Below are 15,809 nucleotides of genomic sequence, written 5' to 3'. Positions count from 1 at the left end.
TCGGCACGCGCCGAGCGGCGCCGCGCGGTCCTCGCACAGGCCGAACAGGGCTCCCCCGGCGACGCGTTCCTCGCGGCACGCGGCTTCCGCCGGGTGCTGACGTTGACGTACGCCCGGCTCGAACTCGCCGGGATCGACCCCGACCACTTCGCGCGGATCCTCGAACAGCCCCGTCCGGGCTACCGCTTGACGAGCTGGACGGGCGTCGTGCCGGCCGAACTCGCGCGGAGCTACGCCGCGTCGCGCCGCGCGATGGACGACATGCCGATGGGCGACACCGACTACGGGACGGTGGCCTGGGACGTCGAGCGGGTCGTCGCGGCCGCCGAGGCCATCGCGAGGCGCGGCGACCGGCTGTACACGGTGGCCGCGGTGCACACGTCGAGCGGTACCGTCGTCGGCTTCTCGGAGCTCGTCCTGCCGGGTGACGACAAGAGCGACGGCAAGGGCGACGGCGACGGCGACGGCGACGGACAGCACTACGGTACGGCCGTACTGCCCGAGCACCGGGGGCACGGGCTGGGCCTGTGGATGAAGGCGAAAGCCGTCCTCCACGCCCACGGCCTGGCCCCGACGCTGGCCCTGCTCACCGACACCGCCGAGCACAACATCCCGATGCGCCAGGTCAACGACGCGCTCGGTTACCGGCCCACGCACACGTCCCTCGAATACCAGCTGGACCTGTGACACCCCGGCGCGGCCCACCGCCCGGACGGTCAGGCGGTCGCCGTGCTCCCCACCGCGTACTCGTACGGCGTGGTCGTCGTGAGCGGCTCGAAGCCCAGGCGGGCCAGAACCGGGCGACTGCCGGCCAGCGCGTCGACCTGGACGTAGCGGTAGCCGCGTTCGGCGGCGACGCGGGCGCGGTGGGCGACGAGGGCCCGGTAGACACCGCGGCCGCGCCAGCCCTCGACGGTGCCGCCGCCCCACAGACCGGCGAAGCGCGTACCCGGAAGCAACTCCATGCGCGCGGCGCTCACCGGTTCGTCGCCGGCGAGGGCCACCACGGCCATCACCGTGTCGGGGTCCGCCGTGACATGGGCCAGGAGCTGGTGGCGCATACGGGTGCTGTCCCTGCCGAAGGCCTTCTCATGGACCTCTGCCACAAGCTCCACGCCCTCACGGTCGGTGACCGGCAGGATCCGCACGCCCTCGGGCGGCTCGACGTCGAGGGACAGGTCGGCGACCTCCGCGATCATCAGCGTCTCCTCCGGAGCGGCCGTGAACCCGGCGTCGCGCAGACGCTGCCCCAGGTCGACCGGGAGATCGTGGCCGTACAGCTTCCACTCGAAGTCGCGGCCCAGGCCGGAGTAGTACCGGATCTGCTCGGTGATCGCCGCGTCGGCGCCCGCCTCGTCCAGGTCGGACCAGACGACACCGCTCCAGCCGTTCTCGAAACCGACCTGGCGCACCACCCCGCCCACGCGCTCGATCCGGGCTCCGGGACCGTCGGGGCGGGCGCCCTCCCTCATGTCCCGGTCGAACAGTGCCAGCACAGCAGCGTGATCCATACCGCTCACTCCATCATCAGTCGTTCGCCCTGGCAACGGAATTCACCCGCTTCTTCGCATCGGGAGCGATACGGACCCGTACCGCACCGCTTGCCGGGCCGCCCGACGGGCCCGTACGGGTGTCGCTCGCGCAAGGACCCGGGATTCGGACACACGACGTAAGGTGCACGTCACGGAACGCGTCCGGACGGTTTCGAGGAGGGTGCGACAACCATGGTGAACGACTCCGAACTGGTGTACCTGCGACGCTGTGTGGAGCTCGCGACCGAGGCGCTGGAGACCGGCGACGAGCCGTTCGGTTCGGTCCTGGTCGGTGGTGACGGCACGGTTCTGACCGAGGACCACAACCGGGTGGCCGGCGGCGACCGCACCCGTCACCCGGAGTTCGAGCTGGCCCGCTGGTCGGCTTCCCGGCTCACCGCGCGGGAGCGCGCGGCGGCGACCGTGTACACCTCGGGCGAGCACTGTCCGATGTGCGCGGCCGCCCACGCCTGGGTGGGCCTCGGCCGTATCGTGTATGTCGCTTCGTCCGAGCAACTCGCCTCCTGGCTCAGTGAGTTGGGAGTAGCCGCGCCACCTGTGCGGACGCTGCCGGTACGCGACATCGCGCCCGGGGTGAGAGTCGAGGGGCCGGTGCCGGAGCTGGTCGGGGAGGTGCGGGCCTTGCATCGTCGGTTCCACGCCAAAACCGTCGGCGCCATCGCCGACGATGACTGAGACGGGCGTGACGGGGCAGGCGGTCCGGGTTCCGTCGTCGTCGACCGGAGACCTTTCACCGATGTCCGAAGACGTGGTGCAGCACACCCGCCCCGGCCCCGCGGCCCCGCCCGACCAGGAGAGACCGCGGGCTGAGCGGGCCTCACGGGACCCCTACTTCGACAACGCGAAGTACCTCACGATCGTCCTGGTGGCCTGCGGCCACGCGTGGGAGCCGCTGACGTACGGCAGCCGGACCGCGACGGCCGCGTATCTGACCGTCTACGCGTTCCACATGCCGGCCTTCGCCCTGATCTCCGGGTACTTCTCCCGGAGCTTCGACATGGCGCCCGGCCGGCTGAGGCGGCTGATGACGGGGGTGGTCCTGCCGTACGTCGTGTTCGAGACGGCATACACGCTGTTCTACCGGTGGGCGCAGGACGACCCGGCATATCCGCTGAGCCTGCTGGACCCCTGGTACGTGATGTGGTTCCTGGTCGCGCTCTTCATCTGGCGGCTGACCACACCCCTGTGGCTGATGCTGCGACACCCGCTGCCCGTCGCGCTGGGTCTGGCGATGCTGGCGGCGGTCTCACCGGATCTCGGGGGCGACGTCTCCATCCAGCGCGTGCTGGGCTTCCTGCCGTTCTTCGTGCTGGGCCTCACCCTGCGGGCCGGGCACTTCGAGCGGCTACGGACCCGCCGGGTACGCCTGAGCCTGCTCCCGGTCGGTCTGGGGGCGTTCGTGGCGGCGTACTGGGTGGCGCCGTGGTTCGACGCGGGCTGGTTCTACCACCGGGGCAGCGTCACCGGCCAGGGCGTGTCCCGGTGGACGGGTCTGCTGACCACGCCCGCCCTCTTCTGCCTGGCGGTGCTGCTGACGGCCTGCTTCCTGGCCTGGGTGCCGCGTCGGCAGCTGTGGTTCACGGCGCTGGGCGCGGGCACGATGTACGGCTATCTGCTGCACGGCTTCGTGATCAAGTGGGCGCGCTTCCGCGACTGGTACGCCGTGGAGTGGCTGCACACCCCGCTCGGGCAGCTCGCGATGACGGCCGTGGCGGTCGGCGGTATCACCCTCCTGTGCACCGCGCCCGTGCGGGCCGCGCTCCGCTGTGTCGTCGAACCACGCATGGAGTGGGCGTTCAAGACGGGCGACGCCGCCCCGCCGGCCAGGACGAAGGACGCCACTCCCGCGGCGAGCACGGCGGAGACCTCTCCTCGGGCCGGGACGGCGGAGACCTCTCCCCAGGCCGGGACGGGGGACGCCACCCCGTCGCCTAGCCGAGCTCCAGAGTCGTGACCCCGAAGACGCGCTCCGCGGCGTGCGGCCGGATCGGGCCGGTGTACATGCGGGCCGTCTCGAAGGACGGTGTGAGCCCGTACTCCTCGACCAGCGCCACGGCGGCCTTGTTCGGCTCCGGCACGTCGATGGCCAGCTCGCGACCCGCGGCCTCGGCGGCCAGTCCGGCGAAGAGCGCGCGGGCGTCCGCGGCGGTGTCGGCGAACAGAGGGCCGATCCGCAGGGCGTCCCGGCCGGGGCGGATGACGCCGTAGCCGGTGAGCCGCCCGTCGACGACGCGCGCGAGGGCCCGATGTCCGTCGGCGGTCAGCCAGTGCTCCAGGAAGCGGGGGCGGTCGGCCGGATGGCAGGCGTTGTCGTACGCCGTGAGGGACGCGGGATCCTCGACGGGCCGGACACCGTCGGGCACGGCCGCACCGGACACGACGCCCGAGTACCGGAAGGTGCGATGGGCGGGCCCGAAACCGGACTGCCGGTAGTTGTCCTGCTGCGCGACCACACCGTCGAGGCCGACCGTGCGGTCGCCGGCGTGGGCGAGCGCCGTCTTCCAGGTGGTGAGGCCGTGGCCCTGGCCGCGTACCTCCGGGCGGACCAGGTAGAAACCGAGGAAGGCATAGTCGTCGCCGTAGGTGACGACGGAGACGGACGAGACCGGTTCCCCGTCGAGCCGGCCGATGAAGAAGCCCTCGGGGTCCTGCGCGAAGAAGCACGCCGGGTCCGAGAGCCCCGGGTTCCAGCCCTCGTCCCCCGCCCAGCGGGCGACCACCGCCCAGTCGTCGAGCGTGGCCCGGGTGACGACGAGGTCCTGATGCCCCGGAGAGGTCATCTCTGCGCTCCTTCGCTGAGGTCGCGAGTGCGCGACCGCCGGGCGGCCGCGGGTGCGGGGGTCGGCCGCGCCCTCGCTGCATCCTCGCCGAAGCCCGATCACGTCCGCGACGCCGGAAACGGCCGAACTCGGCGGGCGTCGGGCCGGCCCGACGGTCCGGTTCACGCGTACGAGCGACCCGCCCACAGCCGTCGTAGGGCGTCGGCGCGGCGCAGGGTACGGCACGTTCGTCCGGTCCGCCCGCTGGGAGGCGTGGCCGCGAGGGGCCGCCTATGGTGATCCGGGGGTTGTCCCCGGTCGCCCCGGCCGGGTGTCCCTGGAGGCACGCATGCGGTCCACGCACAGACGGCGCCCGCTCGCCGGAGCCGCGGTCGCGGTGCTGGCCCTACTGGGGGCCGGGCTGCCGGCCACGGTGGCGGGCGCCGACAAGAAGCAGGACGACACGCAGGCCGATCTGACCCGCTTCTACCGCCAGAAGATCAAGTGGTCGAAGTGCGAGGGCATGGAGATGCCCAAGGATCTGCGGTGCGGCAAGGTCACCGTGCCGCTCGACTACACCCGGCCCAAGGCCGGCACCCTCGACCTGGCCATGGCCCGCTACCGGGGCACCGGCGACCCGCGCGGCTCGCTGCTGCTGAACTTCGGCGGCCCCGGCGGCCCGGGGGTCCCCGAACTCGCCTACGGCGGCGCGGACTTCATGGATCTCACCAACGGCTACGACCTGGTCTCCTTCGATCCGCGCGGCGTGGGCCGCTCCTCCCCCGTGAGCTGCGGCGACGGCACCGACGAGGCGCTGGAGGCGACCGACGACGGGGACGACGCGAACAACCCGCAGGACGCGCTCAGGCAGCTGCGGCGGGCCGCCGCCGCGTGCAGGAAGAACTCCGGCCCCGTGCTCCCGTACATAGGCACCCTCAACGCCTCACGCGACCTGGACGTGATGCGCGCCGCCCTGGGGGACAAGAAACTCAACTACCTCGGCTTCTCCTACGGGACCCGGCTCGGCGCGGTGTACGCGGCGCAGTTCCCCGAGAAGGTGGGCCGGATGGTCCTCGACGGGGTGGACACCCTCACCGAACCGCTGAGCGAGCAGGGTCTGGTGGGTGCCGCGGGCCAGCAGACCGCGCTGGAGGACTACCTCGACGCATGCACCGAGGAGCTGACGTGCCCGTTCGGGCAGGACTCCCGCTCGGCCCGTGAACAGGTCGTCGCGCTGGTCGACTCGCTGGACGAGTACCCCGTGCCATCGGACTTCGGGCAGGACTTCACGGGCCAGGACCTGGTGGGCGCCATCAGTCACGCCCTCTACAGCGAACAGATGTGGCCCCTGCTCACACAGGCGCTCAACATGCTCGTCCACGACGGCGACACCCGGGGCGTCATCGCGCTCACGGGCGGCGGCTTCGCCCCGCCGACCGTCCCGTACCGCTCCTCGGCCCCCTCCCGCCCGCACGAGCCTTCCGAGCCCAGTACGTCCGGCACACCGACTCCGCACGCCGGGCTCGTCGACGTCGAGAAGGTCCCGTTGGACAACCTTCCCGCCGCGCTCATGGCGATCAACTGCGCCGACGACCCCGACCGGCCCACCGCCAAGAAGATCACCGACAACCTGGAGGACCTGCGCGCGGCCTACGAGGAGGCCTCCCCCGTGTTCGGTCCGTACCGGCTCGCCCAGGTGCTGATGTGCTACGGCCGTCCGGCGGGCACCGACTTCATCCGCGACGAGGTGCGGGACATCGACACCCCGAAGATGCTGCTCGTGGGCACCCGGGGCGACCCGGCCACCCCCTACCGCTGGACCGTGGAGACGGCGAAGCGGCTCGGCTCCTCGGCCGTCGTCCTCGACAACAAGGGCAAGGGGCACACCGGGTACGGGTCGTCGAAGTGCGTGAACGAGAAGGTCGACGACTTTCTGCTGTTCGGAACGCTGCCGGACCACGGAAGTTCCTGCGGAGCCGACGATTGAGCATCGGGCGTGTAACACGCGCGGGTTCGGTACAACCACGCGCGCACCCCGCGCGTCACACTGGGCAGACGTCACCTTTGTGCGTGCCGTACCCGTACGTGACCAAAACTGGGGGATTCCACCGATGCGTATTCGTTCCTTCCTCACTGGCTCGACCGTGGCCGCCGCCGGCGCCGCGCTGCTCCTCGCCGCCGCCCCGCAGGGCCTGGCCGCCCAGCCCGCCGCACCCGCCGCGAAGACCCCGGTCTGCAAGGCGAAGGCCCTCAAGCTGGGGGCCAAGCAGTCGAAGGACGCGCGGGTCGTCCACATCAGCGTCAAGAACACCGGCACCCGCACCTGCACGATCGACCGCCTTCCCGTCGTCACCTTCGGCGACCGCGACGGGGCGGCCCTGCCGGTGCCCTCGGGCGAGAGCGGCCCGTACAAGGTCGGCGCCGGCAAGACGGTCTACGCGGCGGTCCGCACGATCGCCGACCTCAAGGACCCCGAGGCGCGTCGCGTCGGCACGATCACCGTGTCGGCCAACCCCAACCTCAACGGCCGGACGTTCACCGCCAAGCAGCTGGGTTCGAGCAAGAAGATCAAGGTCTGGGAGCCGGTGACGACCTGGTGGAAGCCGTCCAAGGCCGCCGCCGACAAGGCGCTGAAGAACGAAGTCGGCTGACCCCCGCAGCGGCCGCGCGACCCTGAGGAGCCCGTTGGCGCGCACCTTCACCGGTGCATACCGACGGGCTCGTTCCCTGTCCTGCGCCGACCGCCGCAGCAGCGCGCCCGGGGCCGGATTACCCCTAATGCCCTACATGCGAATCGGCCCTATCGTGAAGTCATGGAGCATGCCCTCAGTTCCGCGACCCTCACCGAACTGCGCCGCCCGCGGCCCTACCCCGCGGTGTCGGTGCTGACACCGACCCACCGCAGGGAACCCGAGAACGCCCAGGATCCGGTCCGGCTGCGCAATGTGGTGGCCGAGGCGAAGAAGCGACTGGAGCGCGACCCCGCGGTCACACGGGAACGGCGCAACGACGTCGTCCGGCAGCTGAACCAGGCGCTGGCCGAGGTGGACCTGACGCATGCCGAGGACGGGCTGGTGATCTTCGCGGCCCCCGGTGAGCACCAGGTCTGGTCGCTGGCCCGTCCGGTACCGGAGCGTGTGGTGCTCTCGGACACCTTCCTCACCCGGAACCTGGTGGCCGCGCAGGCCGCCGAGCGGCCGTTCTGGGTGCTCTCGGTCTCCTCCGACCGGGTCACCCTGTGGAACGGTGCCGGGGACCGCGTCACCGAGGCGCAGACGGGCGGATTCCCGCTGACCAGGGAGCGCGACAACTTCGACGCCGAGCGCCAGGAGCGGACCGGGGACCTGCCGTCCACCTTCCGCGACGAGGACACCCGCCACTTCCTGCGCGACGCCGACACCGCACTGACCCGGGTGCTGCGCGCGCGGCACCGGCCCCTCTATGTCACCGGGGAGACGGCGGCACTGTCCCTGCTCGACGAGATCGGCACGGTCACCAGGGACGCCACCCACATCCCGCACGGCGGACTCGCGCACGGCACCCCGGACGCCGTGTGGCAGGCGGTCCGGCCCCTGGTCGCCGCCGAGGACCGCCGGAACGTCGACTCCGTGGCCCGGCAGCTCGAAACGGCGCGCGGCCACAAGGCGTTCGCGGCCAGCGTCGACGAGATCTGGCAGAACGCGCAGCAGGGCCGCATCCAGCTCCTGGCCGTCGAGGAGAACTACCGGACGGCCGTCCGGGCCGACGGTGACCGTGAGGGCGGAGGGGGCGGCCACCTCGTGCCGGCCGAGAGCGGCGACCTCCACGTCCGCGAGGACATCGTGGACGAGATCGTCGAGCGGTGTCTGGACACCGGCGCCGAGGTCCGCTTCGTCCCCGACGGCACACTCGGCGACGCCCGGGGCATCGCAGGCGTCCTGCGTTACTGAGCCGGGCCCGCGCGCCCCGCGGTACCGGCCGGGCGGGTGTCAGACACCGCCGAGGAGCGATGTCAGGCCCCGGTCGAGCGCCGGGCCCAGCTCCTCTCTTCCGGCGGCGACGACGGCGTAGCTGCGCAGCAGGAAGCGCTGGAGTGCCGCCTTCTCGAACCGGAGCAGGGCCGTGCCGTACGGGGAGTGCAGTTCGACCACCGTGCGGAAGCGGCCGCAGGGCCAGATCTGCACATCGCCGGCGCCGGCGGGGGCCTGCACCCCCTTCTCCAGCAGGTCACGGGAGAAGGTCCAGGTCACCATCGAACCGTTGAGGGAGATGTCGGCCGGGAAGTCGAGGTGCACGGCCAGCGGATCGTCGGAGGAATAGCGCAGGCTCGCGGGCACCGGGACCTCCCGGTCCTCGGCGGTGACGAGGAGCGCGCGGGCGGGCTGTTCCAGCGTGACGGTCATGAACGGTCTCCGTTTCGGGTGAAGCTCTTCCTGCGATGCGGGCCGGCCGGTGCGCCGACGTGCCTTCTCGACCTCGCGGAGGGCTTTCGCATGACGCGGCTTCCTGGATTCACCTCTGTGACCCATATCACTCCCGCCTCGGCTCCGGACGCGCCCGGAGGCGCCCGGAGGCGCCCGTGCGGTCGGATGCGCACAGGGCGTTCCATGGAATCGAGAGGGCTCGTACATATGCCCCTCGAACACGGGAATGAAAGACAGATGAAGGCGGTCGACGGTCCGTCAAGTCACGTACGATTCCTGCGACTTGGACCTCCGGGACGCGCACCGCCCCGCAGTGGACAACCCCAACTGCAAGGACGGTGGCATATGTCAGAAGCACCACCGTATCGGGTCTTGCCAAATCCCTTACAGCGCGTCGCGGCCTGTGCAACAGTCGTAATCGGCCCTTACGTCAGCGTTGGTCGTACCGTCCCCCATCGGAGTACGTGATGCCGTCCCATCTCTCTGCGGATCGCCCCGCCGCCCAGCCGCCCCAGCGGGGCACGGTCGACGCGCTCATCTCGCAGACGCGGCGGCTTCGGGGCGACGTGGACGCCGTCCGGCGTGACGCGCCCACCGACGAAGAGGACCCCGAGGTCCGCTGGCAGCGGGCACTCTGCGATCTGGCGCTGCATCAACTCAGCGACCTCGACGACCACTTGGCCCAGCTGCGGGACGGCCCGGCCCTGCCGCCGGCCCCCGCGCCCACGGTCGGCCTCCCGGTCGCGCCGCCCCCGGAGCCCCGGCCGGCCTCACTGCTCAGCCGGGTCGGCAGCGCCGAGTGGAACCTGCTGACGGACGAGGCCAGCTGGTCCGGGGAGCTGTATCAGATCCTCGGCCGCGACCCGGCCGCGCCGCCGCTCACCCTCGACGAACTGCCGTCGCTGGTGCTCGACGAGGACCGGCCGAAGCTGACGGCGATGGTCACGGACTGTCTGATCGACGCCAAGCGCATCGACGGGGAGTTCCGCATCGTGCTCCCCGACGGCGGGGCGCGCACCGTGCACATGATGGGCGAGCCCGTGCTCGACGACGACGGCGGCACGGCCTCGATGTGGGCCGTCCTGCGCGACGTCAGTGAACTGCGGCGCAGCCAGCGGGCGGAGAGCGAGACGCGTGACTCGCTGCACCGCCAGCGGCACATCGCGCAGACCGAGCACCGGATCGCGGTCGAGCTGCAGGAGGCCGTGCTGCCGCCGTGGCGCGGCTCCCTGCGGCTCCCGCAACAGGGCCCCGAGAAACTGGACCTGGCGGCCCACTATCTGCCCTGTTCGACCAGCGCGCTGATCGGCGGCGACTGGTACGACGCCCTTGAACTGCCGGGCGGTGAAAGCCTGTTGAGCGTCGGTGACCTCACCGGACACGGCGTCACCGTCACCTCGGGCATGGCGATGCTGATCGGCGCACTGCGCGGTATGGCGATGGCGGGCACGGAGCCGGGCCGGCTGATGGCCTGCCTCAACCAGTTACTGGACGCCACCGTGCAACCGGCCCTCGGCAGCGCCGTCTGCTGCCGCTACCGGCCGGCGACCCGCACCCTCGTGTGGGCGCAGGCAGGGCACCCCGCCCCGCTGCTGTTCCGCGACGGGACGGGGCGCGTACTGACATCGCCGGACGGCGTCCTGCTCGGAGCGACCTCGGGTGCCGTGTACGGGCAGGCCGAAGTGACGCTCGAACAGGGCGACCTGCTGCTCCTGCACACCGATGGACTGGTCCCCCGGCGGGGAGGAGAGGCAGCCGTGCAGCGGCTGTTGGACCTGGCCCCCCGGTTCGGCGAGGCGCGTACGGCCCAGGAGTGTGTACGGACGGTGGTGGAGGAGTTCGGCGAGGCGGAGCGGGCGGACGACGCCTGCGTGCTTGTCGCCCGGGTCAGCTCCTGACGGCCCGAGGGCCGTTCCCGGCGGTCACGTCGGCGCGATGCCGCCCTTGTTCTTCGACTGGGGTTTGGGCAGGGCGAGTTTGAGCTCCTCCCGCAGTTCCTGGATCTTCGGATAGCTGGAGTACTGACCGGTGAGCCGGTACATCTCACGCAGCCGGTCCCAGGTGCGGTGGGAGGAATTGGAGCCCATCGACATCAGGGCGAGGCGGGCGTACCGGTCCGCCTGTTCGGGGTCGTCGGCGATGAAGCAGGCCGAGGCCATGGACAGGAAGTCGAAGATCTTCGACCGCTGACGGCCGTCGACGCGCAGGGCCAGGGCCTTCTCCGCGTAGTGCTGGGCCTGTTTGGCCGCGGCCGGGTCGTGCTCCGCGAGGGTGCGGTAGGCCAGGGCCTGCATGCCGTAGAGGTCCTCCTCCTTGAACATCTGCATCCAGCTGGGCGGCGATACATCGGCCCGGTCGGAGACGAACAGGTCCTCGGCCCGGCCCAGGGTGCGGCGCATGGCCTGGCCCTTGCCCATGGAGGCCTGTGCCCAGGCCTCGACGGTGTGGAGCATGGCCTTGGTGCGCGGCAGCACCTGCTCGCCGGAACCGGACTGGGCTAGCTTCATGAGGTCGAGCGCCTCGTCGGGCTTGCCGAGGTGCACCAGTTGTCGGGCCGCCCGGGAGAGGGCCTCGCCGGCGCGGGGCCGGTCACCGCCCTCCCTGGCGGCGTGGGCGGCGATGATGAAGTACTTCTGGGCGGTGGGTTCGAGGCCGATGTCGTGCGACATCCAGCCCGCGAGGACGGCGAGGTTGGCGGCGACGCCCCACAGGCGCCGCTGGAGATGTTCGGGGTGGCGGTAGGAGAGCATGCCTCCCACCTCATTGAGCTGTCCCACGACAGCCTTGCGTTGCAGCCCGCCGCCACGAGCCGCGTCCCAGGCCCGGAACACCTCGACCGAGCGCTCCAGTTCCTCGATCTCCTGCGACCCGATGGGGGCGGCCTCGTAGCGGTCGAACCCAGCGGGGTCGGCGTGCAGGGGGTTGTCGAGGTCGGGGGCGTCGGCCGCCAGGGCCGGATCGGTGTGCAGCCAGTCGTGCATGGCGCTGCTGAGTGCGGATCCCGCGGTGAGCGCGACGCCCGCACCCACCAAGCCGCGTCGGTTGAGCATGAGGTCCATTCCCGTGAATTCGGTGAGGACCGCAGCAGTCCGTTCGGGCGCCCACGGCACACCGTCGGGATGTTCCACACTCCCGCCGCCCGGCCGTTTTCCCGTACGCCCGTGCCGGACCAGACCGAGGTCCTCGATGGTCACGACACGGCCGAGACGCTCGGTGAACAGGGCCTCCAGCACCCGCGGCACGGGATCGCGCGGGATCTCTCCCATGTCGATCCACCGCCGCACCCGCGAGGTGTCGGTCGCCAGCTGGGGGTGGCCCATGGCCGCCGCCTGCCGGTTGACCAGTCTCGCGAGCTCTCCCTTGGACCAGCCGGCCAGGCCGAACAGGTCTGCGAGTCGGTTGTTGGGTTGTCCGCTCACGTCAAGCCCCCAGGTTCTCGGCTGAGTTGAATGTAGCCCGCTGTCAGTTGCACGGGGACTATTCGCCAGGCTTCGCCAGGGTGCGCTACATGGTGTGCCACGGCCCATCCGGTGTCAGGTAGGAAAGCGCCACCCCGACCCGGTCTCCCGACGGACACTCCCCAGGGTGCCCGTCGGCAGCCGGGGCGGGTAGCGCGTGACCTGCCGGCACACGAAGGGATCTGTCTTCCCCCATGTACGCAGCATCGTCCTCCGTGTCCGCTCCTCCCCGGTCGCTGCACCCCCGCCAGCCGGGCAGCGGCGGCCCCTACCTCGACCCCACCCGTACGACGGCCCCGGTGCTCGGTGCCGGCCGGACGCGACGCGTGCCGGGGCTCGGCACCCAACCGCTCAGCGGGAGACTCGACCTGTCCGGCCCCCAGGGCGCGCAGCTGCGCACGGCGATCGCCTCGGTGCATCGCATCTGCCCGGAGTTCACTCCGGTCCAGGTGCTGCGCCGCAGCGGCCGCTCGGTGCTGCTCGTCGGTACGACAGGGCGCAGCACGGCCGTCGCCAAGTGTTTACTGGACCACTCCTCCATCTGGGAGGAGCGACTCCGGCACGAAATAGCCGCATACCGCTCGTTCGTCCGGCACCGCCCGCCGGTGCGGGCCCCGAGGCTGATCGCGGCGGACCCGGACAACTGCACCTTGGTCATCGAGCGGATGCCGGGCCGGGTGGCCGCCCTGCAGCGACACCCGGTGGAAGCGCCGCCGCGCGCCGACATCCGGGCGGCGCTCGGCGCGATCTGCCGGCTGAACGCGTGGCGGCCCCCGGCGGGGACGTTCGACGCCCCGCTCAACTACGCGGAGCGGATCTCCCGGTTCCATGAGCTGGGTCTGCTCACCGACCGGGACATGGGCGATCTGCAGAAGCTCCTGCACGGCATCGCGCACGCGTCGGGCCGTCAGGGCATGGGCCAGTTCTGTCACGGCGACGCCCTCCTGTCGAACATCCTGCTCTCACCGGCCGGTCCAGTGCTGGTGGACTGGGAACACGCGGGGTGGTATCTGCCGGGGTACGACCTGGCGACGCTGTGGGCGGTGCTCGGGGACGCGCCGGTGGCACGGCGCCAGATCAGCCAACTGGCGCAGTCGGCGGGCCCTGCCTCGCGGGACGCGTTCCTGGTGAACCTGATGCTCGTACTGACCCGTGAGATCCGTACCTACGAGACGGCCGTACAGCGTTCGATGCACGACTCGACCCCGGCGGCACCGGGCCCGGCCCACCCGGCTGCTGCGCCGTCCGGCGAGGAACAGCGGCTGCTGCTCAGGCGGCTGCACGACGACTGCCAGTTGGCCCGCAAAGCCGTACGGGCGGCGGTCGGCACTCGCTGAGGGGATGGGAAGGTCCGCGGTGTGTCCTGGTCGAGGGGCACGCCGCGGACCTTCGTCATGTCGGCGGACCTTCCCATGCCGACGGCCTGCGTCACGGCAGGAGGCCTCCGCCGCGGCCGGACTCGGCAATCACGGGGTAACCAACCTCCTGAGGGCATGATTGACGGATCGTCGGCCGACCGATAGCACTGGTGCCGTTCGGTCCCGCACGCCCCGCCAACGCCCCACCGTTCCAGGAGGCCGCCTTGCGAGGATCCCCCACCGACCGCAGGCCCACCCCGCACCGCGGGCGTACGCGCAGAACGGCGTTCGCCGCAGCCCCCGCGGTCCTGCTGCTGCCCCTGCTGGGCGCGGCTCCGCCCGACAGCCGGCCGTCCTCTGCCTCGGCTCGTCTGCAGGGCGCCTTCACGGCCGCGGCCGCCGAGTACGGCGTACCGCGCGACGTCCTGCTCGGCGTCTCGTATCTCCAGTCCCGTTGGGACGCCCACGGCGGCGCGCCGAGTGTCACCGGCGGCTACGGCCCCATGCACCTCACCGACGCGCGCACCGCTCTGGCCGATGCCCCCCACCACAGCGAGGGCACGGAGGACGCGCGCGGCGACGACTCCCGGGCGCCGCTGGTGGCCGGGGCGGAGCTGCCCGAGCCCGCCGAACTCCCGGCCAGGCTGAAGACGTTGACCAGGGCGGCCGAGCTGACGGGCCTGCCCGAGGAGACCCTTCGTACGGACTCGGAGGCCAACGTCGCGGGCGGTGCCGCGCTGCTCGCCGCCGCGCAGCGGGAGCTCGGCGCGCGACCGAGTGCCGATCCGGCCGACTGGTACGGAGCGGTGGCGCGTTTCTCGGGCGCCGACGACCGGGCGACCGCCGCGGCGTACGCGAACGACGTGTTCGCGGTGATCCGCGACGGCGCCCGGCGCGTCACGGACGCCGGCCAGCGGGTGACGCTCACCGGCGAGCCGGGCCTGGACCCCGGCACCGGGCAGTTGTCCCGGGCGGGGCTGCGCGCGGCGGCCGCCGGCGCCACGGAGTGCCCGGCAACGGTGTCCTGCGAGTGGATCCCGGCACCGTACGAGGAGTTCGGCGACAACGACTACGGCAACCACGACCTCGCCGACCGGCCGAACTCGCAGCCCATCCGGTACATCGTCGTCCACGACACCGAGGGCTACTGGGACACCACTCTCGAACTGGTCCAGGACCCGACGTATGTGTCGTGGCAGTATTCGCTGCGCTCCACGGACGGGCACATCGCCCAGCACATCAAGGCCAAGGACGTGGCCTGGCACGCCGGCAACTGGTATGTCAACGCGGGGTCGATCGGCCTGGAGCACGAGGGCTTCCTCGCCTCGCCGGACGCCTGGTACACCGAGGCGATGTACCGGGCGTCGGCGCGGCTGGTGAAGTACCTCTCCGACAAGCACGGCATCCCACTGGACCGGCAGCACATCCTCGGCCATGACACCGTGCCGGGCCCGACGACGGCGACGATCCCGGGGATGCACACCGACCCGGGCCCGTACTGGGACTGGCGGCACTACTTCGAGCTGCTGGGCGAACCGTTGGGCGCGACGTCCGGCAAGAACAGCGCCATGGTCACGATCCTGCCGGACTACGCCGACAACCGGCCCGAGTTCACCGGTTGCGCGACCGGCGGCGCGCGCTGCGCGGTGCACGGCTCCAGTGCCGTACGGCTGTACAGCCGGCCCGACGCGACCTCGCCCCTGATCAAGGACATCGGGCTGCGGCCGGACGGCAGCGCCTCGACGATCGGGGTGAACGACCTCGGTTCACGGGTCTCCACCGGGCAGCAGTACGCGGTCGCCGAGCGGCAGGGCGACTGGACGGCGATCTGGTACCTGGGGCAGAAGGCCTGGTTCCAGAACCCGAAGGGGAAGCCGACGGCGGTCGGCGCGGCCGGAATGGTCGTGACGCCCCGGGAGGGCCTGGCGGACATCCCGGTGTACGGGCGCGCCTACCCGGAGGCCGCGGCATACCCGGCGGATGTGCCCGCCCAGGCGGTGTCCCCGTGGCCGTACAAGCTCCTCAAGGACCAGAAGTACGTCACCGGCGGCCGGGTGCCCGGCGAGTACTACTACGCCGTCTCCTTCGACACGAGCGGACACCGGCTCGTGGTCGGTGAGGATCTGTATTACGAGATCCAGTTCGGGCACCGGGTGGCGTTCGTGCGGGCGGCGGACGTGCGGGTGCTGCCGGCCGCGTGAGGACGGCGCCGCCCGAGGAACGAAGAAGGGCCGGGTGCGAGCCCGGCCCTTTCGTCTTCGGCTTCGTCCTCCTGCGC

At 71.6% G+C, this 15,809-nt stretch carries 13 protein-coding genes; 9 read left to right on the top strand and 4 right to left on the bottom strand.

The window, feature by feature from the left end:
- Window positions 1–687, top strand: a 687-nt coding sequence (locus AWZ10_RS28160) for an N-acetyltransferase (RefSeq protein WP_060892365.1), incomplete at its 5' end; no start/stop codon positions are given.
- 29 nt (window positions 688–716) lie between these two features.
- On the opposite strand, the gene AWZ10_RS28155 is transcribed toward AWZ10_RS28160, so the two are convergent.
- On the bottom strand, window positions 717–1,511 hold the full coding sequence (locus AWZ10_RS28155; protein ID WP_060892364.1) for a GNAT family N-acetyltransferase: 795 nt from the start codon (window positions 1,509–1,511) through the stop codon (window positions 717–719).
- A gap of 213 nt (window positions 1,512–1,724) precedes the next feature.
- Between AWZ10_RS28155 and AWZ10_RS28150 the strand changes: the two genes are divergently transcribed.
- Together AWZ10_RS28150 and AWZ10_RS28145 are read left to right on the top strand one after the other, a co-directional pair.
- Window positions 1,725–2,228 carry a nucleoside deaminase gene (locus AWZ10_RS28150; RefSeq protein ID WP_046702493.1) on the top strand — a complete coding sequence of 168 codons (504 nt, stop codon included), beginning with the start codon at window positions 1,725–1,727 and terminating at the stop codon, window positions 2,226–2,228.
- A gap of 61 nt (window positions 2,229–2,289) precedes the next feature.
- Window positions 2,290–3,507, top strand: coding sequence for an acyltransferase family protein (locus tag AWZ10_RS28145; protein ID WP_060892363.1), 1,218 nt, complete (start codon window positions 2,290–2,292; stop codon window positions 3,505–3,507).
- Here the strand turns inward: AWZ10_RS28145 and AWZ10_RS28140 are convergent.
- Entirely contained in the window at window positions 3,485–4,333 is an 849-nt protein-coding gene (locus AWZ10_RS28140; protein ID WP_060892362.1) for a GNAT family N-acetyltransferase, read from the bottom strand. The two genes, AWZ10_RS28145 and AWZ10_RS28140, sit on opposite strands and share 23 nt — an antisense overlap.
- 328 nt (window positions 4,334–4,661) lie before the next feature.
- Between AWZ10_RS28140 and AWZ10_RS28135 the strand changes: the two genes are divergently transcribed.
- From AWZ10_RS28135 to AWZ10_RS28125, 3 genes are all read left to right on the top strand, one after another.
- On the top strand, window positions 4,662–6,299 hold the full coding sequence (locus tag AWZ10_RS28135; protein ID WP_060892361.1) for an alpha/beta hydrolase: 1,638 nt from the start codon (window positions 4,662–4,664) through the stop codon (window positions 6,297–6,299).
- A 124-nt stretch (window positions 6,300–6,423) separates the two neighbouring features.
- Entirely contained in the window at window positions 6,424–6,963 is a 540-nt protein-coding gene (locus AWZ10_RS28130; protein WP_060892360.1) for a DUF4232 domain-containing protein, read from the top strand.
- Between the two features lie 162 nt (window positions 6,964–7,125).
- Window positions 7,126–8,241 carry a baeRF3 domain-containing protein gene (locus AWZ10_RS28125; protein ID WP_060892359.1) on the top strand — a complete coding sequence of 372 codons (1,116 nt, stop codon included), beginning with the start codon at window positions 7,126–7,128 and terminating at the stop codon, window positions 8,239–8,241.
- Between the two features lie 39 nt (window positions 8,242–8,280).
- Here the strand turns inward: AWZ10_RS28125 and AWZ10_RS28120 are convergent, their stop codons facing one another.
- On the bottom strand, window positions 8,281–8,694 hold the full coding sequence (locus AWZ10_RS28120) for an SsgA family sporulation/cell division regulator (RefSeq protein ID WP_037692087.1): 414 nt from the start codon (window positions 8,692–8,694) through the stop codon (window positions 8,281–8,283).
- Between the two features lie 488 nt (window positions 8,695–9,182).
- On the opposite strand from AWZ10_RS28120, the gene AWZ10_RS28115 reads away from it, so the two are divergent.
- Entirely contained in the window at window positions 9,183–10,613 is a 1,431-nt protein-coding gene (locus AWZ10_RS28115) for a PP2C family protein-serine/threonine phosphatase (RefSeq protein WP_060892358.1), read from the top strand.
- Between the two features lie 24 nt (window positions 10,614–10,637).
- On the opposite strand, the gene AWZ10_RS28110 is transcribed toward AWZ10_RS28115, so the two are convergent.
- Window positions 10,638–12,134, bottom strand: coding sequence for a DNA-binding protein NsdB (locus AWZ10_RS28110; RefSeq protein ID WP_046708344.1), 1,497 nt, complete (start codon window positions 12,132–12,134; stop codon window positions 10,638–10,640).
- A 233-nt stretch (window positions 12,135–12,367) separates the two neighbouring features.
- On the opposite strand from AWZ10_RS28110, the gene AWZ10_RS28105 reads away from it, so the two are divergent.
- Both AWZ10_RS28105 and AWZ10_RS28100 read left to right on the top strand, forming a co-directional pair.
- A complete protein-coding gene (locus AWZ10_RS28105) occupies window positions 12,368–13,510 on the top strand; it encodes an aminoglycoside phosphotransferase family protein (protein WP_046708343.1) in 1,143 nt (380 codons plus the stop codon).
- Between the two features lie 245 nt (window positions 13,511–13,755).
- On the top strand, window positions 13,756–15,732 hold the full coding sequence (locus AWZ10_RS28100) for an N-acetylmuramoyl-L-alanine amidase (protein ID WP_060892366.1): 1,977 nt from the start codon (window positions 13,756–13,758) through the stop codon (window positions 15,730–15,732).
- Window positions 15,733–15,809 lie beyond the last annotated feature (77 nt).

Source organism: Streptomyces europaeiscabiei, from assembly GCF_001550375.1.
In the GTDB taxonomy this organism is placed as follows: Bacteria; Actinomycetota; Actinomycetes; order Streptomycetales; family Streptomycetaceae; genus Streptomyces; species Streptomyces europaeiscabiei.
This window is presented reverse-complemented; position numbering and strand designations above follow the sequence as displayed.

What these genes read in the sequence shown, in the direction of transcription:
- AWZ10_RS28155 (WP_060892364.1), bottom strand. Translation starts at nt 1,511, where the DNA reads ATGGATCACGCTGCTGTGCTGGCACTGTTCGACCGGGACATGAGGGAG.
- AWZ10_RS28125 (WP_060892359.1), top strand. Translation starts at nt 7,126, where the DNA reads ATGGAGCATGCCCTCAGTTCCGCGACCCTCACCGAACTGCGCCGCCCG.
- AWZ10_RS28120 (WP_037692087.1), bottom strand. Translation starts at nt 8,694, where the DNA reads ATGACCGTCACGCTGGAACAGCCCGCCCGCGCGCTCCTCGTCACCGCC.
- AWZ10_RS28140 (WP_060892362.1), bottom strand. Translation starts at nt 4,333, where the DNA reads ATGACCTCTCCGGGGCATCAGGACCTCGTCGTCACCCGGGCCACGCTC.
- AWZ10_RS28130 (WP_060892360.1), top strand. Translation starts at nt 6,424, where the DNA reads ATGCGTATTCGTTCCTTCCTCACTGGCTCGACCGTGGCCGCCGCCGGC.
- AWZ10_RS28145 (WP_060892363.1), top strand. Translation starts at nt 2,290, where the DNA reads ATGTCCGAAGACGTGGTGCAGCACACCCGCCCCGGCCCCGCGGCCCCG.
- AWZ10_RS28150 (WP_046702493.1), top strand. Translation starts at nt 1,725, where the DNA reads ATGGTGAACGACTCCGAACTGGTGTACCTGCGACGCTGTGTGGAGCTC.
- AWZ10_RS28135 (WP_060892361.1), top strand. Translation starts at nt 4,662, where the DNA reads ATGCGGTCCACGCACAGACGGCGCCCGCTCGCCGGAGCCGCGGTCGCG.
- AWZ10_RS28105 (WP_046708343.1), top strand. Translation starts at nt 12,368, where the DNA reads ATGTACGCAGCATCGTCCTCCGTGTCCGCTCCTCCCCGGTCGCTGCAC.
- AWZ10_RS28115 (WP_060892358.1), top strand. Translation starts at nt 9,183, where the DNA reads ATGCCGTCCCATCTCTCTGCGGATCGCCCCGCCGCCCAGCCGCCCCAG.